Here is a 19,159-nt window from a genome sequence, read left to right on the forward strand (position 1 = left end):
GCTCACCAGACCGCCCCCGGCAGAGCGTTGAGCGGGATCTTGAGATAGCGCCGCCCGTCATTCTCCGGCTCCGGCAGGCGGCCGCCGCGCAGATTGATCTGGAGCGAGGGCAGGATCAGCTTGGGCATGGGCAACGTCGCGTCGCGGGCCTCGCGCAGCGCGATGAAGCGCTCCTGCGTCATGTCGACGAGATGGCCATTGCTGGCCTTCTGCTCGCCGACCGTGCTCTCCCAGCGCGCATGGCGCCCGTTCGGCTCGTAATCATGCCCGGTGAACAGCCGCGTATCGTCGAGTAACGCCAGGATGTCCTGGATGGAGGCCCAGAGCGCTTTTGCACTGCCGCCGGGAAAATCCGCTCGCGCCGTGCCGGAATCGGGCATGAAAATGGTATCGTGAACGAAGGCGGCGTCGCCGATGACATAAGTCACGGAGGCCAGCGTGTGCCCCGGCGAGAAGAGCACGCGCCCGGCGAGACTGCCGAGCTTGAACCGATCTCCCGCCTCGAACAGCCGGTCCCATTGCGAGCCGTCCGTCTCCAGGGCGGGCCAGTTGTAGAGACGCCGCCACAATGTCTGGATCTCTGTCACGCGGGCGCCGATTGCCATGGGCGCACCCGTCTTCTGCTTGAGGTATTGGGCCGCCGAGAAATGGTCGGCATGGGGGTGGGTGTCGAGGATCCACTCGACCGTCAGGCCCTGTTCGGCCACAAAGGCGAGGATCGCATCGGCATGCGTCGTCCGAGTCGCACCCGACTTCTCGTCGAAATCATGCACCGGGTCGATGATCGCGCAGCAATGCGTCGCCGGATCCCAGACGACATACTGAATGCTGCCGGTGCGGGCATCATGGAAGCCCTTCACGCGCGGCGTCCGCGTGCGGTCCCGGTCGATCCAGGCCTTCGCAGCGGACAGGTCGAAGCCAAGCCGCGCACCGAAGGGAGCAATGTCCTCCGCTCGCATCCGCCCGTCCAGCACCTCGCCGAGGACATGCAGGATCGCGACGCGCGTGCCGGAGCGGCAATGCGCATAGACGGGCCCCTTCATGGCGGCCACTTCGGTCTGGAACGCCCTGATGTCGGCCTCGGTGATCGTCTCGGACCGCACCGGGACATAGGCGTAGCCCAGCCCGGCTTCCCGCGCGATCAGGGCCGCGCGCTCATGGTCGATCTGCCCACCCTCCTCGCCATCGGGCCGGACATTGACGACGCCGGCGAAAGACGAGCCGGAGAGCCCGGCAAAGGTGGCCGCATCGGGCTGGCCGGCGGCCGTCAAGGTGGGAGAGATTTCGATCGCGGCCACGACATCCTCACATAGACATTATACGATTAAACATAATGTATATCCAACGGGTCGATCAGGCAAGGGGCTGAATCTCCTCCCGCATCGCGCAGCGCTCAGGCCGGCGGCGACAGCTTCTCGGGGCCGTCGGGAAGCCCGCCGCAGAAGCTGACGACGTTGAGGCTGATCAATTTGACGCGGCGTCTCGTGGGATCGGCGGTCGGCGTGCCCTGCCGGAGCGCCGCTCCAGCGGTGCGTGGACAGGCTGCACGCCGTGAAGCGGCCGCCCTGCTCGGTTTGGTCCTCTCGCGAGGCCCGAAACATCGAGCCGAACCAACCGGCACTGAGCAACGGAGCGCCATTGACGCAGGCAGATTGCGGGCGCTGCAAGAGATCGAGGACGGACGCTAAGCAACCAGATCGGAACGGCCATGTCCGGCGGCGTTTTCAGTGCCGCCAGCATCCCGCTTGCATGGCCATGACGAAGACACCGCAGGAGACCGCTTCATGAACATGCGCCAGATCGAGGCGTTCGCAGCCGTGATGAAGGCGGGCACGGTGTCGAGGGCGGCTGAAATCATCGGGGTCAGCCAGCCTGCCACCAGCCGTCTGATTGCGGATCTCGAACGATCGCTGGGCTTCAGCCTGTTCAGCCGTGTGCGAAGTCGAATCATCCCGACTCCGGAGGGTCGTCTCTTCTACGAGGACGTCGAGGCGAGTTTCCGCGGCATGGACCGCCTGCGCTCGACCGCGGCGCGCATCCGCGACAGCGGCGCCGGCGAGATCAGGATCGCCAGCCTCTCCTCGCTCAGCGGCTCGGTCGTCCCCAAGGCGATCGTGAAATTCCGCACCCGCTGGCCCGATGCGACGGTGACGCTGATGGTCCAGTCCTCCCGCGACGTGCGTGACGGCGTTGCGAGTGGAGCCTACGATCTTGGATTGGCGGCGGACGAAATCGAACTTGCCGGTATCGAGCAACAGATTTTCGTCCAGCCGCGCGAGCTCTGCGCCCTGCCACCCGGCCATCCCCTGGTCGGGCGCGAGGTCATCCGGCCTCACGATCTCTCCGGACGCGATTTCATCGCCTATGTGCCAGAGGATCGGGTGCGCCGGCGCTTCGAGATGATCTTTCGTGAGGCCGGTGTCCCGATGCCGCGAATCGTCGTCGAGACCCTCTATGCTTCCACCGTCTATGCGATGGTGGCCGAGGGGATCGGAGCGGGCCTGCTGACCAACTATGCGGTCGCGGGCTTCGACCAGAGCCGGGTCGTGCTGCGGCCGTTCGAACCGGTCGTCAACAGCCGCACCCTGCTCATCCGCCCGCCGGAGCGGCCCAAGTCGCAACTCGTGCGCGACTTCATCGACTGCCTAATGGAGTCGCGCTGAGTACGGCGCGCCAGGGCCGTCGCGAATCGTCCATAACGCCACCGCATAAGCTCATCCGGGCAGATGATTGCCGGGCCTTCGACGGTGCTGCAGCATGGGGTCCAGCCTGACACCACGCTCGCAAACCGGGAGACCGATCATGGGATTGCCTGTGCCGCTGTCGACCGACGGCTTCTTCGGTCAACGCGCCGCCCGGCATTTCGGCGTGCGCGGCCAGGACGTCAGCACACTGAGGCTCGAGGGCGAACTGTCGCTGGTGGCGACGCGGCTGACCTGCGGCGAGAGGCGGCGCGAACGCACGCGGCCAGCCCCGCCCGATGCGGCCTTTTCGCTGCTCTGTCCGATCGACCGGCTCGACGGCCACAGCTGCTGGGTGGGGGGTGAGCCGCAACATCACGGGCCGCTGCCCGCTGGCTCTGTCAGCCTGACCGATCTGCGCGACAAGCCGCAATGGCAGCTCTGCGGCCGGGTCGATGCGCTGCAGATCTACATCCCCGTCAGGGCGCTGGCCGCGGTCGGCGAGCGTCGCTCCCAGTCTGTCGGCAGCCTGCGCTGCGATGCCGGGCGGCCGGACCCAATCCTGGCCGGCCTGTGCGACACGCTGATGCGCGCCGCCCAGTCGACCGGCTCCAACACGCTGCTGATCGACCAGCTCGCGATCTGCCTCCTGACCCATGTCGCGGAGGTCTATGGCGGTCCCGGCTGCGCCGAAGAACGGGCAGGCGGGCGGCTCGCACCCTGGCAGGAGCGCCGGGCCAAGGAGATCATGTCCGCGCGGCTGGCATCCGAACTGACGATTTCCCAGCTGGCGAGCGAATGCCGCCTCACCGCCAGCCATTTCGCCCGAGCCTTCCGGCGCAGCACGGGCGTCGCGCCGCAGCGCTATCTGATGCAGCTGCGGGTCGACGAGGCGAAGCAACATCTCGCGGCCGCCCACCTCCCGATTTCCGACATCGCGTTGATCTGCGGCTTCGGCGACCAGAGCCATCTGACCCGCGTCTTCAAGCAGCTCGTCGGGATGCCGCCCGGTGCCTGGCGGCGGCGGCTCGAGCCGGCCGCCGACATCCCCCGCCTGTCCGCCTGATCCGCGGGCGGCCGGCGTCTCCCGCCAGCCGCCCGGACCGGGCTCGGTTCAGGCCACCTTGGCCGGGTTGGGGCCGATGCGCTCGCCATGCGCGACACGCTCGGGCGCGCCATGGACCATGGTGTAGGCGTAGTCGATGCCCATGCCATAGGCGCCGGAATGCTCCTTGGCGATCGCGACGACGGCGTCATAAGTGTCGCGGCGGGCCCAGTCGCGCTGCCATTCGAGCAGCACTTGCTGCCAGGTCACCGGCACGACGCCGGCCTGAACCATGCGGTCCATCGCGTATTTGTGGGCGTCGGCCGAGGTGCCGCCGGAGGCGTCGGCGACCATGTAGATCTCATAGCCGCCCTCCAGCATGGCGCAGAGCGCGAAGGTGGTGTTGCAGACCTCGGTCCAGAGTCCCGAGACGACGACCTTCCTGCGGCCGTTGGCGGCGAGCGCGTCGCGGACGTTCTGGTCGTCCCAGGAGTTCATCGAGGTCCGCTCGAGGATCTTGCTCTCGGGAAAGACGGCGAGAAGCTCGGGATAGGTGTGCCCCGAGAAGCTCGTGGTTTCGACGGTTGTGATGGTCGTCGGGATGCCGAAGACCTTCGCCGCCTTGGCGAGGCCGACGACATTGTTCTTCAGCGCCTGACGATCGATCGACTGTACGCCGAAGGCCATCTGCGGCTGCTGGTCGATGAAGATCATCTGGCTGTTCTGGGGAGTCAGGACTTCGAGATAGCCGGACATGGTCGTCTCCTTGGGTTGGGATGGAAGGCTGATGCAGGGGATCTCCCCGTCACGCGGGCGTCGGGCGCAGATCGAGGAAATGGCGCACGACGGGCGGGGCATCGCCGAGATGGAAGCGTCTGACCTGCTGCTGCAGATCGGCATCGGCTTTCGACACCCGTTTGTGCTGGCGCAGATGCTCAGCCCAGGACGAGACGACGAACCACTCGACCAGCGTCTCCGGGTCGGCGGTGTCTTCGGTGATGCCCCAGTCATGGGCGCCGTCGCGACGACGTGCGACGGCGAGACGCCGGATCGCCGCGACGAACGCTTCACGATCCGTCGCCTGAACCCGGTATTCGATCAGGATCAGAACGGGACCGCGGTCAGGCGCGACGCTGCTGGCCACCAGAGGCTCGGGCCAGTGGTTCGACGGCGCCAGATCCGCTTCGCCAGCGGGAAGCCTCACCCGGTGCATGACGATCGCAGCGACCAACAGGCCGCCTGCTGCGATCACCAGCGTTCCCCGCAGGCCCGCGGCCTCGGCGACCGTGCCCCAGCTCAGGCTGCCCGCCGTCATCGCGCCGTTGAAGACGGTCAGATAGACCGCCAGCGCCCGACCGCGCACCCAGTTCGGCAGGATCGATTGCGCTACGCCGTTGAGCGTCGTCAGGGCGATGATCCAGGCCGCGCCGAGCAGCATCAGGATCGCCACGGCGATCCCTTGCGGGGGCGCCAGCGCCAGCGTGGCCATGACCGCCGCGGTGACGATGCCCGCCAGTAGCAGCAAGCCATCGGCATCGAAGCGCGCCCGCAACCGCGGTAGCAGGAGGGCGCCGATGATGGCGCCTGCGCCGACCGCGCCGAGCAGGATGCCATAGAAGCCGGCTCCGCCGCCCAGGAGATTGCGCGCAACGAGCGGCAGCAGTGCCCAGACGGCGCTGGCGCAGGCGAAGAACACCGCGGCGCGCAGCAGCACGACATGCAGCTCGCGGCTCGCCCGCGCATAGCGTAGCCCGGCGATGAAAGCGCCTGTGAAGCGCTCGGACAGGGCATCGTCGGCTTGGGGCGCGCGCCGCCACCAGATCAGGGCGGCGATCACGACGACATAGCTCAGCACGTCGGCGCCATAGGTGAAGCCGGCGCCGAGCGTGGCCAGGATCAGGCCACCCAGCGCCGGCCCGATGGCGCGGGAGATGTTGATGCCCAGCGAATTGAGCGCGACCGCACTCTTGAGATCGGGCTTCTCGACCAGTTCGGGCACGATCGCCTGCCAGGTCGGTGCCATCAGGGCGGCCCCGATGCCCCCCAAAAAGGTGAGAGCGACGAGCGAACTCACGCTCAGGAGCCCGGCGGTCGAGAGGAGCATCAGCGACAGGCTGACGAGGCCGAGCAGGAACTGGATCGCGATCAGGAATTTGCGGCGGTCGAGAATGTCCGAGAGCACGCCGGCCGGGATCGCCAGCAGGAAGATCGGCAGCGTGGCAGCCGCCTGGACGAGTGCGACCGCCGCCGGCGCCCCCGACAGATCGGTGACGAGCCAGGCGCTGGCGACGTCGCGCATGAAGGAGCCGACATTGCCGATGATCGTCGCCGCCCAGAGCACGGCGAAGACGCGCCCGCGCAGCGGCGCGAAGGCCGATGCCTGTGCCGGCTTGCTCTCGGGCGTGCTCATCGTGCCCCCTCAGACGGCCCAGCAGGCGCAGCCGAGCGCGCCCCAAAAGCTTTTGAGGTCGGAGATCGGCAGCGTGCTCGCCCAGGCGCCGGCATGGTCGTGGCCATGGACGCCGCAGGAACTGGCGCAGCCGCAGGCGGTCATCGCGTTCCGACGCAGGGAGTTCTTGCCCGCGCCGTCCGGCTCGCCCCAGGCGCCATAACCCCTGAAGGTTCGCACCGGCGACCAGTCCGGCATCGCCGGCGGCAGCTTGGTCTCGTCGAGCGACGCGAAATCGCCGGCGCCGTAGACGATGCGGCCGCCGACGACGGTCAGCTCGGCCGATATGTAGGAGATCTCGTCCTCCGGGCAGGAGAAGAAGTCGCGGTCCGGCACGATCAGATCGGCGAGCTGGCCGACCGCAATGCGGCCCTTCTTGCCCTCCTCGTTGGAGAACCAGGTGACGTTCTCCGTCCACATGCGCAGCGCGGTCTCGCGGTCGAGGCAGTTGCGCTCGGGCGTGAGGCGCAGGCCCCCCAGCGTGCGGCCGGTGATGAGCCAGGCCAGCGAGACCCATGGATTGTAGGAGGCGACGCGGGTGGCGTCCGTGCCGGCGGAGGTTTTGATGCCCTTCTCCAGCATACGCGCGACCGGAGGCGTCGCTTGCGCGGCGTCCAGCCCGTAGCGCTCGACGAAATACTCGCCCTGGAAGGCCATGCGGTGCTGCACGGCGACGCCCCCGCCGAGCGCCGCGACCCGATCGATCGAGCGTTCCGAGATCGTCTCGGCATGGTCGAAGAACCAGTTCAGCCCCGCGAGCGGAATGTCCCGGTCGACCTTCTCGAAGACGTCGAGCGCGCGCGAGATCGTCTCGTCATAGGTCGCGTGCATCCGCCAGGGCCAGCGGTTCTGCGCGAGGATGCGCACCACGCCCTCGAGGTCGTCCTCCATCTGCGGCGGCATGTCGGGCCGCGGCTGGCGGAAATCCTCGAAATCGGCAGCCGAGAACACCAGCATCTCGCCGGCGCCGTTGTGGCGGAAATAGTCGTCGCCCTGCTTGTAGGTGGAAGTCTTCGTCCAGTTGAGGAAGTCCTCCTTCTCCTGCCCAGCCTTCTGCGTGAACAGGTTGTAGGCGAGGCGGATGGTCAGCTGGTTCTCGTCGGCGAGCTGCTGGATGACCGCGTAGTCGTCAGGGTAATTCTGGAAGCCGCCGCCGGCATCGATCGCGCCGGTGACGCCGAGGCGGTTGAGCTCGCGCATGAAATGGCGCGTGGAGTTGAGCTGGTAGTCGAGGGGTAGCTTCGGCCCCCTGGCCAGCGTCGCATAGAGGATACCGGCATTGGGCTTGGCGAGCAGCAGACCGGTCGGGTTGCCGGCCGAGTCGCGCGTGATCTCGCCGCCCGGCGGGTTCGGGGTCGCCTTCGTGTAGCCGACAGCCCGCAGTGCCGCGCCGTTGAGCAGCGCGCGGTCGTAGAGATGCAGCAGGAAGACCGGCGTGTCCGGAGCGACCGCGTTGATCTCCTCGATCGTCGGCAGGCGCTTCTCGGCGAACTGATGCTCGGTGAAACCACCGACGACACGCACCCATTGCGGCGGCGGTGTCACCGCGACCTGGCGCCTGAGCATGTCCATCGCGTCGGCGAGCGAACGCATCCCGTCCCAGCGCAGCTCCATGTTGAAGTTCAGGCCGCCGCGGATAATGTGGAGATGGTTGTCGATCAGCCCGGGCAGCACCCGCCTGCCCTTCAGGTCGACGATCGTCGTCGCCGCCCCGGCCTGCGCCATCACCTCGGCCTCGTCGCCGACCGCGACGAAACGGCCGTCCCGGATCGCGGCGGCGCTGGCGACCGGATTGCTGCGGTCCAGCGTCGTGATCCGGCCATTGCGCAGGATCAGCTCGGCGGCCATGGCGGGCTCCTTCATCAGCCGCGCTCCCGCTCGCCGGAGGGGCTGCGGCGTCCGTCCCCGGCCGGGAGATGGCCAAAGACATGCGGGCGGACCTGCCGGTGCCAGGAGTGGCCGGCCGGCTCGCGGCTCCACAGACCCTTCAGCAGCGGCGGCACCTGCTCGCCCACGAGGATGCCGAGCAGACCAACCAGCGCGACGACCGGCGGCGCTGGCGAGCGGACATTGATCAGGCCGTAGATGACGCCGACCAGCAGCCCTGCCCCGAGCGACAGCAGATAGATCTTCATCACCGCCCCCCTCGGCCTCGGCGCGTCCCGCGCCGGCTCGACCCTCTCAGCCAAGGTGGCGAGTGGCCTCTGCGGCGTCTTGTCCGGATCGGCGGCGCTTTGTCGGAATCCGTCGGCGCGGGGGAATGGGCGGGTTGAGCCGATGCCCTCCGGCCTCGTCGGCGGCCGCAGGGGGCGGCAAAAGATGAGGGCTTTGTCCAAGACACGGCCCGCAAACGGGCGTCTCCTCGCCCTCGCTAGCACCGCGTGCCGCGTCAAGACGGCGCGCGCGGGGAGATGCCGATGTCGCCAGTCAGCGGGCGTGGCCTGCATCACGTCACGGCCGTCGCCACGGACCCCACACGCAACCTCGCCTTCTACCGCGACGTGCTGGGCCTGCGCCTCGAGAAGCGCACGGTGACCCATGAGGACCCCGGCGCCTATCATCTGATCTATGGTCAAAATCGCGGCCTGCCCGGCGGTCACCTGACCTTCTTCTCCTGGCCCAGCTCGGCCCCCGCGCCCCGGCGGCCGGACGAGACCGAGTTCGTCTCCTTCGCGATCGACCCTTCGACGTTCGGCTGGTGGGAGGAGCATCTCGGCCGGTCGTCGGTGGACTGCCGCAGGGGCGCCCTGCCGTCGGGCGAGGCCGCGCTGCTGCTGGAGGATCCGGACGGCCTGAAGCTGGCGCTGGTCGGCGGCACGGCTGGCTGGGCGGCTGATAGTGCCATGCCGGCTCCTGCAGCGATCCGTGGGCTTCATGCGGTCGCGCTGAGCCTGCGGGCCGCCGATCTGATGGCCGCGATCCTGACGCGGGTGCTGGGCTACCGCGCGACCGGCCGGTATGGCGACTGGAGCGGCTTTGCGGCACATGACGAGGCGGGCGGCGCGTTCTGGCTTCACCACCGCAGCGAGGATGGGCGGGCGCGGCTGGGAGCCGGGGCCCTCCATCACGTCGCCTTCCGCGCGCGGGACGGTGTTCATCAGGCGGATATCGCCGCGCGGCTCGGGCGCCTCTTCGGGATCGAGGCCGGACCTGTGAAGGACCGCTTCTACTTCCGCTCCGTCGATTTCCGCGGGCCGGACGGGATCCTGATCGAGATCGCCACCGACGGGCCGGGCCTGCTGATTGACGAGCGTCCGGATGACCTCGGCCGTCGCCTGGCGTTGCCACCGGACCTGGAGATGCGCCGCGCAGAATTGCTGCGCCTGCTGCCGCCGCTGGACTGAGCGACGACGCGGGCTGTGGGCTCGCGCCGTTCGCGGTTGCGGCGAGGACGGGCCTGCGCCCTGCCCTCGCCGCTATCCGTGGTGTCAGAGGCGTCTCAGCCCTTCACGAATGCCAGCAGGTCGGGGTTGATGACGTCGGCATTGACCGTCAGCATGCCGTGCGAAAAGCCCTTGTAGACCTTCAGCGTGCCGTTCTTCAGCAGCTTGACCGAAATCTCGGCGCTGGCCGCGATCGGCACGATCTGGTCGTCGTCGCCATGCATCACCAGCGTGGGCACGGTGATGGCCTGGAGATCGTCGGTCTGGTCGGTCTCGGAGAAGGCCTTGATGCCGTCATAATGCGCCTTGGCGCCGCCATTCATGCCCTGGCGCCACCAGTTCAGGATGACGCCCTGATCGACCTTCGCGCCGTCGCGGTTGAAGCCGTAGAAGGGGCCGGACGGCAGATCGTGGAAGAACTGGGCCCGGTTGTCGGCGAGCGCCTTGCGCAGACCGTCGAAGACCGAGATCGGCAGCCCGCCGGGATAGCGCTCCGTCTTGAGCATGATCGGCGGAATGGCCGAGACCAGAACGGCCTTGGCGACGCGGCCCTGCGGCTCGCCGAATTTTGCGACATAGCGGGCGACTTCGCCGCCGCCGGTCGAGTGGCCGATATGCACGGACTGGCGCAGGTCGAGATGCTCGGCGACGGCCGACGCGTCGGCGGCGTAATGGTCGATGTCGTGGCCGGTGTCGACCTGGGTCGAACGGCCATGGCCGCGCCGGTCATGGGCGACGACGCGATAGCCGTGGCTGAGGAAGAACAGCATCTGGTTATCCCAGTCGTCGCTGCTGAGCGGCCAGCCATGGTGGAACATGATCGGCTGGGCGTCCTTCGGGCCCCAGTCCTTGTAGAAGATGTCGACGCCGTCCTTGGTCTTCACGAACCCGCTGCTCATCTGCTGCATCCTTGTCTCGGGAGGGGCTGGCGCGATTGCCTGCGGGAGAACGCATTCGGTCCGGTCCGCGTTCACCTCGCGCGGAAGAGGTAAGCCCCCCTGCCCGCCGGGGATTGCAGATTAGCGTCGCGGCTTGGCTGGATTTGCGCTGACAGTCGGCTCGCCAGGCCCGCAGGCTGCTCGAGACGCACCGCGACCGGGCGCATCACCGGCGATCGATCTCCTTGTGGAGCGCGGGCACACCGGAACCGACAGCTGCGATCTCCGTTTCGCTGCCACAGGAGGATTGCCATGGCCAGCGGCTGGGCTCCGGACGGAGCCGTTCAGGACCAGATCGACGATTCCGTCTCCGACGCTGTCAGGCTGGCCCGCTCGCGCCTGCCGACGGGGCCGGGCGAGATCCACTGCCAGCAATGCGGCGACGAGATTCCGCCGGCGCGGCGCGCCGCCATGCCCGGCGCACGGCTCTGCGTGGATTGCCAGTCGGGACATGACCGCCCGGCCCTGGCGTCCGCCTATACCCGCCGCGCCAGCCCAGCCGGATAGACCATTTGGCGGGATGATCCGGTCAGTCTTTCGAGAGACCTGGGACCCGGCACCCATCCGCGCATGGGTGGGCGAAAGGCCTCGAGAGAGCCGCTGGCGCATCACAGGCCGCATACCCGCCAGGGTGGCATGCTTGAGCAGCGTTGGGTGATCTCAAGCCCTTCGCGTCCGTACCGATAGATAAGGCGTGGTCATCACGCGCGTGGCTCAAATCTCCCGCGCGTCCAGAGCCCGGTAAAGCGGCAGGGCCAGCGGCGCGATGCGGCGGACGAGGTCGCGCATCGGCTGGGCCTTCGGCTCCGACAGCGGCAGGCCGAGCGTTTCGACTTGCACGCCCTGCGTCGCCCGCGCGAGCTCACGTCCCAGCGATACGGATAGCGCCACCGCCCGGCCATTGCAGCCGACCCAGCCGAAGGCGTCCGGCCCCAGCCGGTGGATGCGCGGATAGCCCGGCACCTGCGGTTTCAGCACATCGTCCGGCGTCATGCCGATATAGCCGGACCAGACATAATCGAAGGAGACTTCGCCCAGTTGCGGCCACAGACGCAGCAGCCGCTCGGCCACCGGCTTGCGCAGATTGTCGCCGCCGGCCCCGGGAAACACCGCCGCGCCGCCCGTCACCAGCCGGTTGCGCGCGTCCCAGCGGGCGAAATAGAGCTCGCGATGCGTGTCCGACATCGCCTGCCGATCGGGAATGATCGTCTTGGCGATGTTGTCGCTGATCGGTTGGGTCGCCATCTGCCAGGACAGCACCGGAACGACCTCCGCGGCGATCGCGGGAGCGAGTCCGCCTTCGAATGCGTCCGTATAGGCATTGGTCGCCAGCACCAGCGCGCGGGCCGTGACCGAGCCCTTGGCGGTCTTCACCAGCCAGCGCTCGCCCTGGCGCGTCATGCCGGCAACGGGCGAGCGGGCATAGATGACGGCGCCGAGCGTGAGTGCGATCTGGGACAGGCCGCGCGCCAGCGCGAGCGGGTTGATATGGCCGCCTGTGCGGTTCCAGAAACCGCCGAACCAGGCCTCCGAGCCGGTCATCCGCGCGGTCGCGGCCTTGTCGAGCAACTCGACCGGCGCGCCGATCGAAGACCATTCACGCACCCGCTTCTCGGCCAGCTTGAAGCGGCCCGGCGAATGCACCGGCTGAACCCAGCCCGCCTGCTCGGCTTCGGCGGCAATGTCGTATCTTCTGATGGTGTCGAACAGATACTGCGCACTGTCGCGCAGCACCGCGTTGAAGCGCTCGCCTGCCTCGCCATGGCGCGCCACCATGGCGGAGGGATCATGCCCGGCCAGCGTCGGAATGACCTGGCCGTTGTTGCGGCCCGACGCCCCCCAGCCAGGCTCGGCCGCCTCGACCACCACGACCTCGACCCCGGCCTCGCGCAGATGGATCGCCGTCGACAGGCCGGTGAAGCCGGCACCGATCACCACGACATCCGCCTGCACCTCGCCCTCCAGCGCGGGCAGGGCCGGGCCGGCCGGAGCGGTCGCCGCCCAGAGCGAGGGCGGCCAGGTGACGGGGGCAGAGGCGGACATGGGCTGAACTTCCCGAGGCGGCGACAGGGGCACCAGGACGGCGCGTGAATCCATCCTTGCCACCTCGCGGCGCGGACGCAAGGGGCACCTTTTCGCGCCGGCGAGGCGTGGAGTATGCCCTTCTCCTAAACGCCCCCGTTGCGCGCGATTTGTTCCAAAAACGTCGATATATCATTCTGTCCTTGGAATATTCATCCACGTCTCGCTATGTTTGCAGCGCAGCAGGGGGCTGTCGGGACGGAGCGACCGGGCGATTGCGCCCCGGCCGCGCTTCGGCTGAACTCTCTCCCCCGTCGGCTTTCGACCAAGGGTCTCCCATGTCGCTCCAGCACATCCTCGGCCTCGACCATGTCGTGGTCACCGTCCGTGATCTCGACGCAGCCGCTGCGCAGTGGCGGGCGCTCGGCTTCACCGTCTCGCCGCGCGGCACGCATTCGCCGATCCTGGGCACCGGCAACTACACGATCATGTTCGGCGACGACTATGTCGAGCTGCTCGGTATCCTGACCGAGACCGAGCAGAACAAGCCGACGCGCGACTATCTCGCCAAGCGCGAAGGCCTGGAGCGCGCCGCCTTGACCACGGACGACGCGGCGGCCGGCGCCGAGGAGCTGAAGAGCCGCGGCATCGAGGCGCTGGGGCCGATCCATTTCGGCCGGCCGGTCGAGCTGCCCGGCGGCGGCACCGGCGAGGCGCGCTTCAACGTCTTTCGCTGGCCGCTCGGCGAGCAGCCGGGGGGACTGCGCATCTTCGCCTGCCAGCATCTGACCCGCGAAACGGTCTGGATTCCCGAGCGTCAGCGCCACGCCAATGGCGCCAGCCGCATCCTGCGGCTCGAGGTGCTCGCGGCCGATCCTGCAGCGTCCGCCGCCCATCTCGGCCGGCTGATCGACGAACCCGCCCGGGCCGAGGGCGACGCCTGGCTGGTGCCGAGCGGCGGCCGGCGGGCCGATATCCTGTTCTACGACGCCGCCGCCCTCGCCCGGCGCTACCCGCAGGCCGTCCGCGACGGTGCCGCGCCGGAGGGCGCGGTGGCACTGGTCGTGGCGACGACCGACCTCGCGGCCGCCGAGGCCAGCCTCGGCGCCGCCGCCACGCCCCATGACGGCGCGCTCAGCGTGGCGGCGAGCGCCGCCAACGGCATCATCGTGAGCTTCCGCCCGCAATAACCCGCCTGCGCGATCGGGGGCCGGCCCGTTGACGCCCGCTCCCCCCGCGCCCATCGTTTCCCGTACGTGACCGCAGGACCGAGGATCTTCCCCATGGACATGACCCGCCGCGCCGCGCTTCTGACCAGCGCCGCCATCGCCTCCAGCGTCGCCTTTCCGATGCGCTCGCTCTTTGCCCAGGAGACGCCGCGCAAGGGCGGGGTCTTCACGGTCCATTACGGCGCCGAGCAGCGCCAGCTAAACCCGAGCCTCCAGGCCTCGACCGGCGTATACATCATCGGAGGCAAGATCCAGGAACAGCTCGTCGATCTCGACGCGGCGGGCAAGCCCGTGGGCGTGCTGGCGACGAGCTGGGAAGCCGCGCCCGACGGCAAGACCATCACCTTCAAGCTGCGCGAGGGCGTGAAGTGGCATGACGGTCGCCCCTTCACCTCGGCGGACGTGCAGTTCACCGCGATGGAGATGTGGAAGAAGATCCTCAACTACGGCACGACGCTGCAGCTCTTCCTCACCGCCGTCGACACGCCCGACCCGCTGACCGCGGTCTTCCGCTACGAGCGGCCGATGCCGCTGAACCTGCTGCTGCGCGCCCTGCCCGATCTCGGCTACATCTCGCCGCGCCACATCTACGAGGGCAAGGGCGACATCCGCCAGAACCCGGCCAATCTCGCGCCGATCGGCACCGGCCCGTTCAAGTTCGTCACCTATGAGCGCGGCCAGCACGTCATCGCCGACCGCAATCCCGACTACTGGCGTCCCAATGCACCTCATCTGGACCGCATCGTCTGGCGCGTCGTCACCGACCGCGCCGCCGCGGCCGCCCAGATGGAAGCCGGCCAGATCCATTACAGCCCGTTCTCGGGCCTGACGATCTCGGACGCGGCCCGCCTCGGCAAGGACCCACGCTTCATCGTCTCGACCAAGGGCAATGAGGGCAACGCCCGCACCAACACGATCGAGTTCAACTTCCGCCGCAAGGAGCTGGCCGACATCCGCGTCCGCCGCGCCATCGCCCATGCGCTCGACATCCCCTTCTTCATCGAGAACTTCCTCGGCGACTTCGCCAAGCGCGGCACCGGCCCGGTGCCCTCGGTCTCGACGGATTTTTACCCCGCCGACAACGGCCCGCAGTACCCCTTCGACAAGAAGCGCGCCGCGGCCCTGCTCGACGAGGCTGGCTTCAAGGCCGGCGCCGGCGGCACCCGCTTCTCGCTTCGTCTGCTGCCGGCGCCCTGGGGCGAGGACATCACCCTCTTCGCCACCTTCATCCAGCAGTCGCTGGCCGAGGTCGGCATCAAGGTCGAGGTCGTGCGCACGGATGGCGGCGGCTTCCTGAAGCAGGTCTATGACGAGCACGCCTTCGACCTCGCCACGGGCTGGCACCAGTACCGCAACGATCCGGCCGTCTCGACCACGGTCTGGTACCGCTCGGGCCAGCCCAAGGGCGCGCCCTGGACCAACCAGTGGGGCTGGACCGACGAGACCATCGACAAGATCATCGACGACGCGGCGACCGAGGTCGATCCGGCCAAGCGCAAGGCGCTCTATGGCGAGTTCGTCCGCCGCGCCAATACCGAGCTGCCGATCTGGACGCCGATCGAGCAGATCTTCCTGACCGCGATCAGCGCCAAGGCCCGCAACCACTCGAACACACCGCGCTGGGGCTCGAGCTCCTGGCACGATCTGTGGTTGGCCGAGTGAAGCCACCCGAACCTCACCGTCATCCTGGACAAGCCGCGAAGCGGCGCAGCTCCGGGATCCATCGAGGGCACCGACGCGTTCTATGATGGATCCCGGCTCTCCGCTTCACTTCGGCCAGGATGACGGCGTGTTTCCGAGCCGGAATCACAAACTCTCCTTGCTTTTGGAACCGCGTAACCAATGCGCATCCTGACCCTCGCGGGGCGGCGTCTCGCCGCCTCGATCCCGACACTGGTGCTGATCCTGATCGGGGTCTTCGTCCTGCTGCAATTCGCACCGGGCGACACGGTCGATGCGCTGATGGCGCAGATGGGCGGCGGCGACGCCGAGACCGCCAGGCAGTTGCGCCAGTATTACGGCCTCGACGTCTCCGCCTGGGCGCAGCTCGGCAATTATCTCTGGCGTCTGGTGCGGCTCGATCTCGGCTTCTCGGCGATCTACGGCAAGCCGGTCGCGACCGTCATCGCCGAGCGTCTGCCGGCGACGATCCTGCTGATGACCGCCTCTCTCTCGCTCGCCTTCTTCTTCGGCCTGATCTTCGGCGTCATCGCCGCGCGCGGCGTCAACCGCTGGCCCGACACGCTGATCTCGACGCTCGGCCTCGTCTTCTACGCCATGCCGACCTTCTGGTTCGGCCTGATGGCGATCGTCGTCTTCTCGATCTACCTGCAATGGCTGCCGGCCGGCGGCTTCGAGGACATCACGGTCGCCCACACGGGCCTCGCCCGTACGCTCGACATCGCCAGGCATCTCGTCCTGCCGACGCTCACGCTCGCGCTGTTCTACATGGCGATCTATCTGCGCATCATGCGCGGCTCGATGCTGGAGGTTCTGACGCTGGATTTCGTCCGCACCGCCCGCGCCAAGGGCATGGACGAGACCCGCGTCGTCGTCCGGCACGTCCTGCGCAATGCGCTGCTGCCGATGGTGACGCTGATCGGCCTGCAGGCCGGCACGATGCTCGGCGGCTCGGTGGTGGTCGAGAGCGTCTTCTCCCTGCCGGGGCTCGGCCGCCTCGCCTATGAATCGGTGATCCAGCGCGATCTCAACACGCTGCTCGGCATTGTCTTCGTCTCGGCGCTGCTCGTCATCACCGTCAACTTCATCGTCGACCTGCTCTACGCCCGGCTCGACCCGCGCATCACGACGGGGAGCTGACGCGATGTCCTTCCTGAAGCTCTATTTCCGCAGCCCGCCGGCGGTGATCGGCCTCCTGCTCCTGATGCTCGTGCTCGCCATGGCGATCAGCGCCGACTGGCTCTATCCGCGCGATCCCCTCGCACTCGCGGGGCGGCCGCTGATCTGGCCGTTCTCCAATCCCCGCTTCCTGCTCGGCACCGACAATTCCGGCCGCGACATCGCCGCCCAGATCTTTCACGGCGCGCGCATCTCACTGCTGATCGGCCTCGTCGCGACGCTGATCTCGGTGGTGATCGGCATCACGATCGGTGCCGTCGCCGGCTACTACGGCGACTGGGTCGACACCATCCTGATGCGCGTGACCGAAGCCTTCCAGACCCTGCCGAACTTCATCCTGCTGCTGGTGCTGGTCGCCGTCTTCGGTTCCACCATCACGACGGTCACGGTCGCGATCGGCATCGTCTCCTGGCCGGCCTCGGCGCGGCTGACGCGGGCCGAGTTCCTGTCGCTACGCAACCGCGAATTCGTGCAGGCCGGGCGGACGCTGGGCCTGCGCGACGTCAAGCTGATCTTCGGTGAGATCCTGCCCAACGCCCTGCCCCCGGTGATCGTCTATGCCAGCGTCGTCATGGCGATCGCGATCCTGCTCGAAAGCGCGCTGGCGTTCCTCAAGCTGTCGGACCCCAATGTCGCCTCCTGGGGCAATCTGATCGGCGCCGGCCGCGACGTGCTGCGGGTGCAGTGGTATGTCTCCGCCATTCCCGGCGTCGCCATTCTCGTCACCGTGCTGGCCGTCTCGCTCGTCGGACAGGGGCTGAACGATGCGCTGAACCCGAGGCTGAAGGGCCGATGAGCGCGATCCTGACCCTCGACGCGGTCAGCGTCAGCCTGCCTAGGAATGCCGACCGCCCCCATGCGATGAGCGAGGTCTCGCTGTCGCTCTCCGCCAACGAGATCCTCTGCGTCGTCGGCGAATCCGGCTCCGGCAAGTCGATGACGGCGAATGCTGTGATGCGGCTGCTGCCGCCCGGCGTTGCCATCGATGGCGGGCGCATCCTGTTCGAGGGCCGCGATCTCGCGGGCCTGAGCGAACCCGAGATGCGCAAGGTCCGCGGCGCCGGCATCGCCATGATCTTCCAGGAGCCGATGACGGCGCTGAATCCGCTGCGCACCATCGGCGACCAGATCGGCGAGATGTTCGAACTCCACACCGATCTCGGCAAGGCCGAGATCCGGGACAAGGTCCAGGCCCTGCTCGAAGAGGTGCGGATCCCCGACCCCGTCGCGGCGGCGAAAGCCTATCCGCACGAGCTTTCCGGCGGGCAGCGCCAGCGTGCGATGATCGCGATGGCGCTGGCGCTCGATCCCAGGGTGCTGATCGCCGACGAGCCGACGACGGCGCTCGACGTCACCACCCAGGCCCAGATCCTCGAGCTGATCCGCGACCTGCAGAAGCGCAAGGGCACGGCCGTCCTGTTCATCACCCATGATTTCGGCGTCGTCGCCGAGATCGCCGACCGCGTCGCGGTGATGAGCCAGGGCCGCGTCGTCGAGCAGGGCACGGCGGAAGTGGTGCTCGGCAACCCGCAGCACCCCTATACCAAGCAGCTCATTGCCGCTGTCCCGCCGCTGAAGGCTCCTGCTCCGCGCGAACTCGCGACCGAGTCGATCCTCGCCATCGAGCACGTCTCAAAGACCTATCGCACCGGCGGCTTTCTCGGCCGCGGCCAGCGCGTCACCCGTGCGGTCAAGGATGTGTCGCTCGTCCTGCCCAAGGGCGCGACGCTCGGCATCGTCGGCGAGTCCGGCTCGGGCAAGTCGACGCTGGCGCGCTGCCTGGTGCGCCTGATCGACCCCGAGAGCGGCGCCATCCGCATCGGCGGCACCGATATCGCCAGCCTCTCGAAATCCGAACTGCGCGCCGAGACGCGCCATATCCAGATGGTCTTCCAGGACCCCTTCGCCTCGCTCAACCCGCGCCGCAAGGCGGGAGACGCCGTCGCCCAGGGGCTGATCGTCCATGGCACGCCCCGCGCCGAGGCGCTGGCGCGGGCACGGGATCTCTTCGCGCTGGTCGGGCTCGACCCGGCGGCGACCGACCGCTACCCGCATGAGTTCTCCGGGGGCCAGCGCCAGCGCATCGGCCTGGCGCGCGCGCTCGCTCTCGAACCGCGCGTTCTGGTCGCCGACGAGCCGGTCTCCGCGCTCGACGTCTCGGTCCAGGCGCAGGTGCTGAAGCTGCTGGCCGATCTGCGCCAGCGCCTCGGCCTCTCGATCGTCTTCATTACCCACGACCTGCGCGTCGCCGCCCAGGTCTGCGATCTCGTGGCGGTGATGAAGAATGGCGAGGTCGTCGAGGCCGGCCCGATCGGACAGGTCTTCGGCGATCCGCAGCACGCCTATACGAGGGCGCTGCTCGCGGCGATCCCCGGGCGCGGTTTCGGATTGCCCGTATCGGCTTCCGCTGGCTGAGCGGCTTGCCGTCGGGCAACAGGGCGAGACGCCGTCGAGCGGCCATGAGCGATATCGGGAGATTTGCCGATCACCACCGCGTGAGGCTGTAACAAACGTGTCGGGCTCCGCGAAACGGTCGTTATGGCAAGAGACCAT

General features: G+C 68.2%; 16 protein-coding genes. 9 read left to right on the forward strand and 7 right to left on the reverse strand.

Features of this window, described 5'->3' with window-relative positions; genetic code table 11:
• Positions 1-2 precede the first annotated feature (2 nt).
• The gene (blh, locus tag ACFPN9_RS20920) at positions 3-1,298 is read right to left on the reverse strand and encodes a bifunctional sulfur transferase/dioxygenase Blh (RefSeq protein WP_068075155.1); all 1,296 of its coding nucleotides are present in this window, start codon (positions 1,296-1,298) and stop codon (positions 3-5) included.
• Positions 1,299-1,784: 486 nt separating this feature from the next.
• On the opposite strand from blh, the gene ACFPN9_RS20925 reads away from it, so the two are divergent.
• On the forward strand, positions 1,785-2,663 hold the full coding sequence (locus ACFPN9_RS20925; protein ID WP_066721388.1) for a LysR substrate-binding domain-containing protein: 879 nt from the start codon (positions 1,785-1,787) through the stop codon (positions 2,661-2,663).
• Positions 2,664-2,802: 139 nt separating this feature from the next.
• Entirely contained in the window at positions 2,803-3,747 is a 945-nt protein-coding gene (locus tag ACFPN9_RS20930) for an AraC family transcriptional regulator (protein WP_066721389.1), read from the forward strand.
• Between the two features lie 48 nt (positions 3,748-3,795).
• Here the strand turns inward: ACFPN9_RS20930 and ACFPN9_RS20935 are convergent, their stop codons facing one another.
• From ACFPN9_RS20935 to ACFPN9_RS20950, 4 genes are read right to left on the reverse strand one after another with little or no spacing between them, the layout of a single operon-like run.
• On the reverse strand, positions 3,796-4,482 hold the full coding sequence (locus ACFPN9_RS20935; RefSeq protein ID WP_066721391.1) for a hydrolase: 687 nt from the start codon (positions 4,480-4,482) through the stop codon (positions 3,796-3,798).
• Between the two features lie 49 nt (positions 4,483-4,531).
• Entirely contained in the window at positions 4,532-6,136 is a 1,605-nt protein-coding gene (locus ACFPN9_RS20940) for an MFS transporter (RefSeq protein WP_066721393.1), read from the reverse strand.
• A 9-nt stretch (positions 6,137-6,145) separates the two neighbouring features.
• Positions 6,146-8,023, reverse strand: coding sequence for an amidohydrolase (locus tag ACFPN9_RS20945; protein ID WP_066721424.1), 1,878 nt, complete (start codon positions 8,021-8,023; stop codon positions 6,146-6,148).
• 14 nt (positions 8,024-8,037) lie between these two features.
• Positions 8,038-8,310, reverse strand: a complete 273-nt coding sequence (locus ACFPN9_RS20950; protein ID WP_066721395.1) for a XapX domain-containing protein — start codon at positions 8,308-8,310, stop codon at positions 8,038-8,040.
• A gap of 282 nt (positions 8,311-8,592) precedes the next feature.
• Here ACFPN9_RS20950 and ACFPN9_RS20955 point away from each other — a divergent pair, with 282 nt between their 5' ends.
• Positions 8,593-9,519, forward strand: coding sequence for a VOC family protein (locus ACFPN9_RS20955; protein ID WP_066721397.1), 927 nt, complete (start codon positions 8,593-8,595; stop codon positions 9,517-9,519).
• Between the two features lie 95 nt (positions 9,520-9,614).
• Here the strand turns inward: ACFPN9_RS20955 and ACFPN9_RS20960 are convergent, their stop codons facing one another.
• Complete coding sequence (locus ACFPN9_RS20960) at positions 9,615-10,457, reverse strand: alpha/beta fold hydrolase (RefSeq protein ID WP_066721426.1); 843 nt, start codon at positions 10,455-10,457, stop codon at positions 9,615-9,617.
• A 291-nt stretch (positions 10,458-10,748) separates the two neighbouring features.
• On the opposite strand from ACFPN9_RS20960, the gene ACFPN9_RS20965 reads away from it, so the two are divergent.
• Positions 10,749-11,003, forward strand: coding sequence for a DksA/TraR family C4-type zinc finger protein (locus tag ACFPN9_RS20965; RefSeq protein ID WP_066721399.1), 255 nt, complete (start codon positions 10,749-10,751; stop codon positions 11,001-11,003).
• Positions 11,004-11,210: 207 nt separating this feature from the next.
• Here the strand turns inward: ACFPN9_RS20965 and ACFPN9_RS20970 are convergent, their stop codons facing one another.
• Entirely contained in the window at positions 11,211-12,539 is a 1,329-nt protein-coding gene (locus ACFPN9_RS20970; protein ID WP_066721402.1) for an NAD(P)/FAD-dependent oxidoreductase, read from the reverse strand.
• Between the two features lie 317 nt (positions 12,540-12,856).
• On the opposite strand from ACFPN9_RS20970, the gene ACFPN9_RS20975 reads away from it, so the two are divergent.
• The 5 genes from ACFPN9_RS20975 (at position 12,857) to ACFPN9_RS20995 (ending at position 19,021) form a co-directional block, all read left to right on the forward strand.
• On the forward strand, positions 12,857-13,708 hold the full coding sequence (locus ACFPN9_RS20975) for a VOC family protein (protein WP_377817549.1): 852 nt from the start codon (positions 12,857-12,859) through the stop codon (positions 13,706-13,708).
• A 93-nt stretch (positions 13,709-13,801) separates the two neighbouring features.
• Positions 13,802-15,409, forward strand: a complete 1,608-nt coding sequence (locus ACFPN9_RS20980; RefSeq protein WP_066721406.1) for an ABC transporter substrate-binding protein — start codon at positions 13,802-13,804, stop codon at positions 15,407-15,409.
• Between the two features lie 180 nt (positions 15,410-15,589).
• Positions 15,590-16,567 (forward strand): ABC transporter permease, encoded by a 978-nt coding sequence (locus ACFPN9_RS20985; protein WP_066721408.1) that lies wholly within the window; start codon positions 15,590-15,592, stop codon positions 16,565-16,567.
• Positions 16,568-16,571: 4 nt separating this feature from the next.
• Positions 16,572-17,402: an ABC transporter permease gene (locus ACFPN9_RS20990; RefSeq protein ID WP_066721410.1), complete on the forward strand. Its 831-nt coding sequence runs from the start codon at positions 16,572-16,574 to the stop codon at positions 17,400-17,402.
• Positions 17,399-19,021, forward strand: coding sequence for an ABC transporter ATP-binding protein (locus ACFPN9_RS20995; protein ID WP_066721412.1), 1,623 nt, complete (start codon positions 17,399-17,401; stop codon positions 19,019-19,021). The genes ACFPN9_RS20990 and ACFPN9_RS20995 overlap by 4 nt, the downstream gene beginning before the upstream one ends.
• Positions 19,022-19,159: the final 138 nt, after the last annotated feature.

The organism is Allobosea massiliensis (genome assembly GCF_042655245.1).
Lineage (GTDB): Bacteria > Pseudomonadota > Alphaproteobacteria > Rhizobiales > Beijerinckiaceae > Allobosea > Allobosea massiliensis.

Coding starts and splice junctions, on each gene's coding strand:
- ACFPN9_RS20925 (WP_066721388.1), top strand. CDS start 1,785: ATGAACATGCGCCAGATCGAGGCGTTCGCAGCCGTGATGAAGGCGGGC.
- ACFPN9_RS20930 (WP_066721389.1), top strand. CDS start 2,803: ATGGGATTGCCTGTGCCGCTGTCGACCGACGGCTTCTTCGGTCAACGC.
- ACFPN9_RS20935 (WP_066721391.1), bottom strand. CDS start 4,482: ATGTCCGGCTATCTCGAAGTCCTGACTCCCCAGAACAGCCAGATGATC.
- ACFPN9_RS20940 (WP_066721393.1), bottom strand. CDS start 6,136: ATGAGCACGCCCGAGAGCAAGCCGGCACAGGCATCGGCCTTCGCGCCG.
- ACFPN9_RS20945 (WP_066721424.1), bottom strand. CDS start 8,023: ATGGCCGCCGAGCTGATCCTGCGCAATGGCCGGATCACGACGCTGGAC.
- ACFPN9_RS20950 (WP_066721395.1), bottom strand. CDS start 8,310: ATGAAGATCTATCTGCTGTCGCTCGGGGCAGGGCTGCTGGTCGGCGTC.
- ACFPN9_RS20955 (WP_066721397.1), top strand. CDS start 8,593: ATGTCGCCAGTCAGCGGGCGTGGCCTGCATCACGTCACGGCCGTCGCC.
- ACFPN9_RS20960 (WP_066721426.1), bottom strand. CDS start 10,457: ATGAGCAGCGGGTTCGTGAAGACCAAGGACGGCGTCGACATCTTCTAC.
- ACFPN9_RS20965 (WP_066721399.1), top strand. CDS start 10,749: ATGGCCAGCGGCTGGGCTCCGGACGGAGCCGTTCAGGACCAGATCGAC.
- ACFPN9_RS20970 (WP_066721402.1), bottom strand. CDS start 12,539: ATGTCCGCCTCTGCCCCCGTCACCTGGCCGCCCTCGCTCTGGGCGGCG.
- ACFPN9_RS20975 (WP_377817549.1), top strand. CDS start 12,857: ATGTCGCTCCAGCACATCCTCGGCCTCGACCATGTCGTGGTCACCGTC.
- ACFPN9_RS20980 (WP_066721406.1), top strand. CDS start 13,802: ATGGACATGACCCGCCGCGCCGCGCTTCTGACCAGCGCCGCCATCGCC.
- ACFPN9_RS20985 (WP_066721408.1), top strand. CDS start 15,590: ATGCGCATCCTGACCCTCGCGGGGCGGCGTCTCGCCGCCTCGATCCCG.
- ACFPN9_RS20990 (WP_066721410.1), top strand. CDS start 16,572: ATGTCCTTCCTGAAGCTCTATTTCCGCAGCCCGCCGGCGGTGATCGGC.
- ACFPN9_RS20995 (WP_066721412.1), top strand. CDS start 17,399: ATGAGCGCGATCCTGACCCTCGACGCGGTCAGCGTCAGCCTGCCTAGG.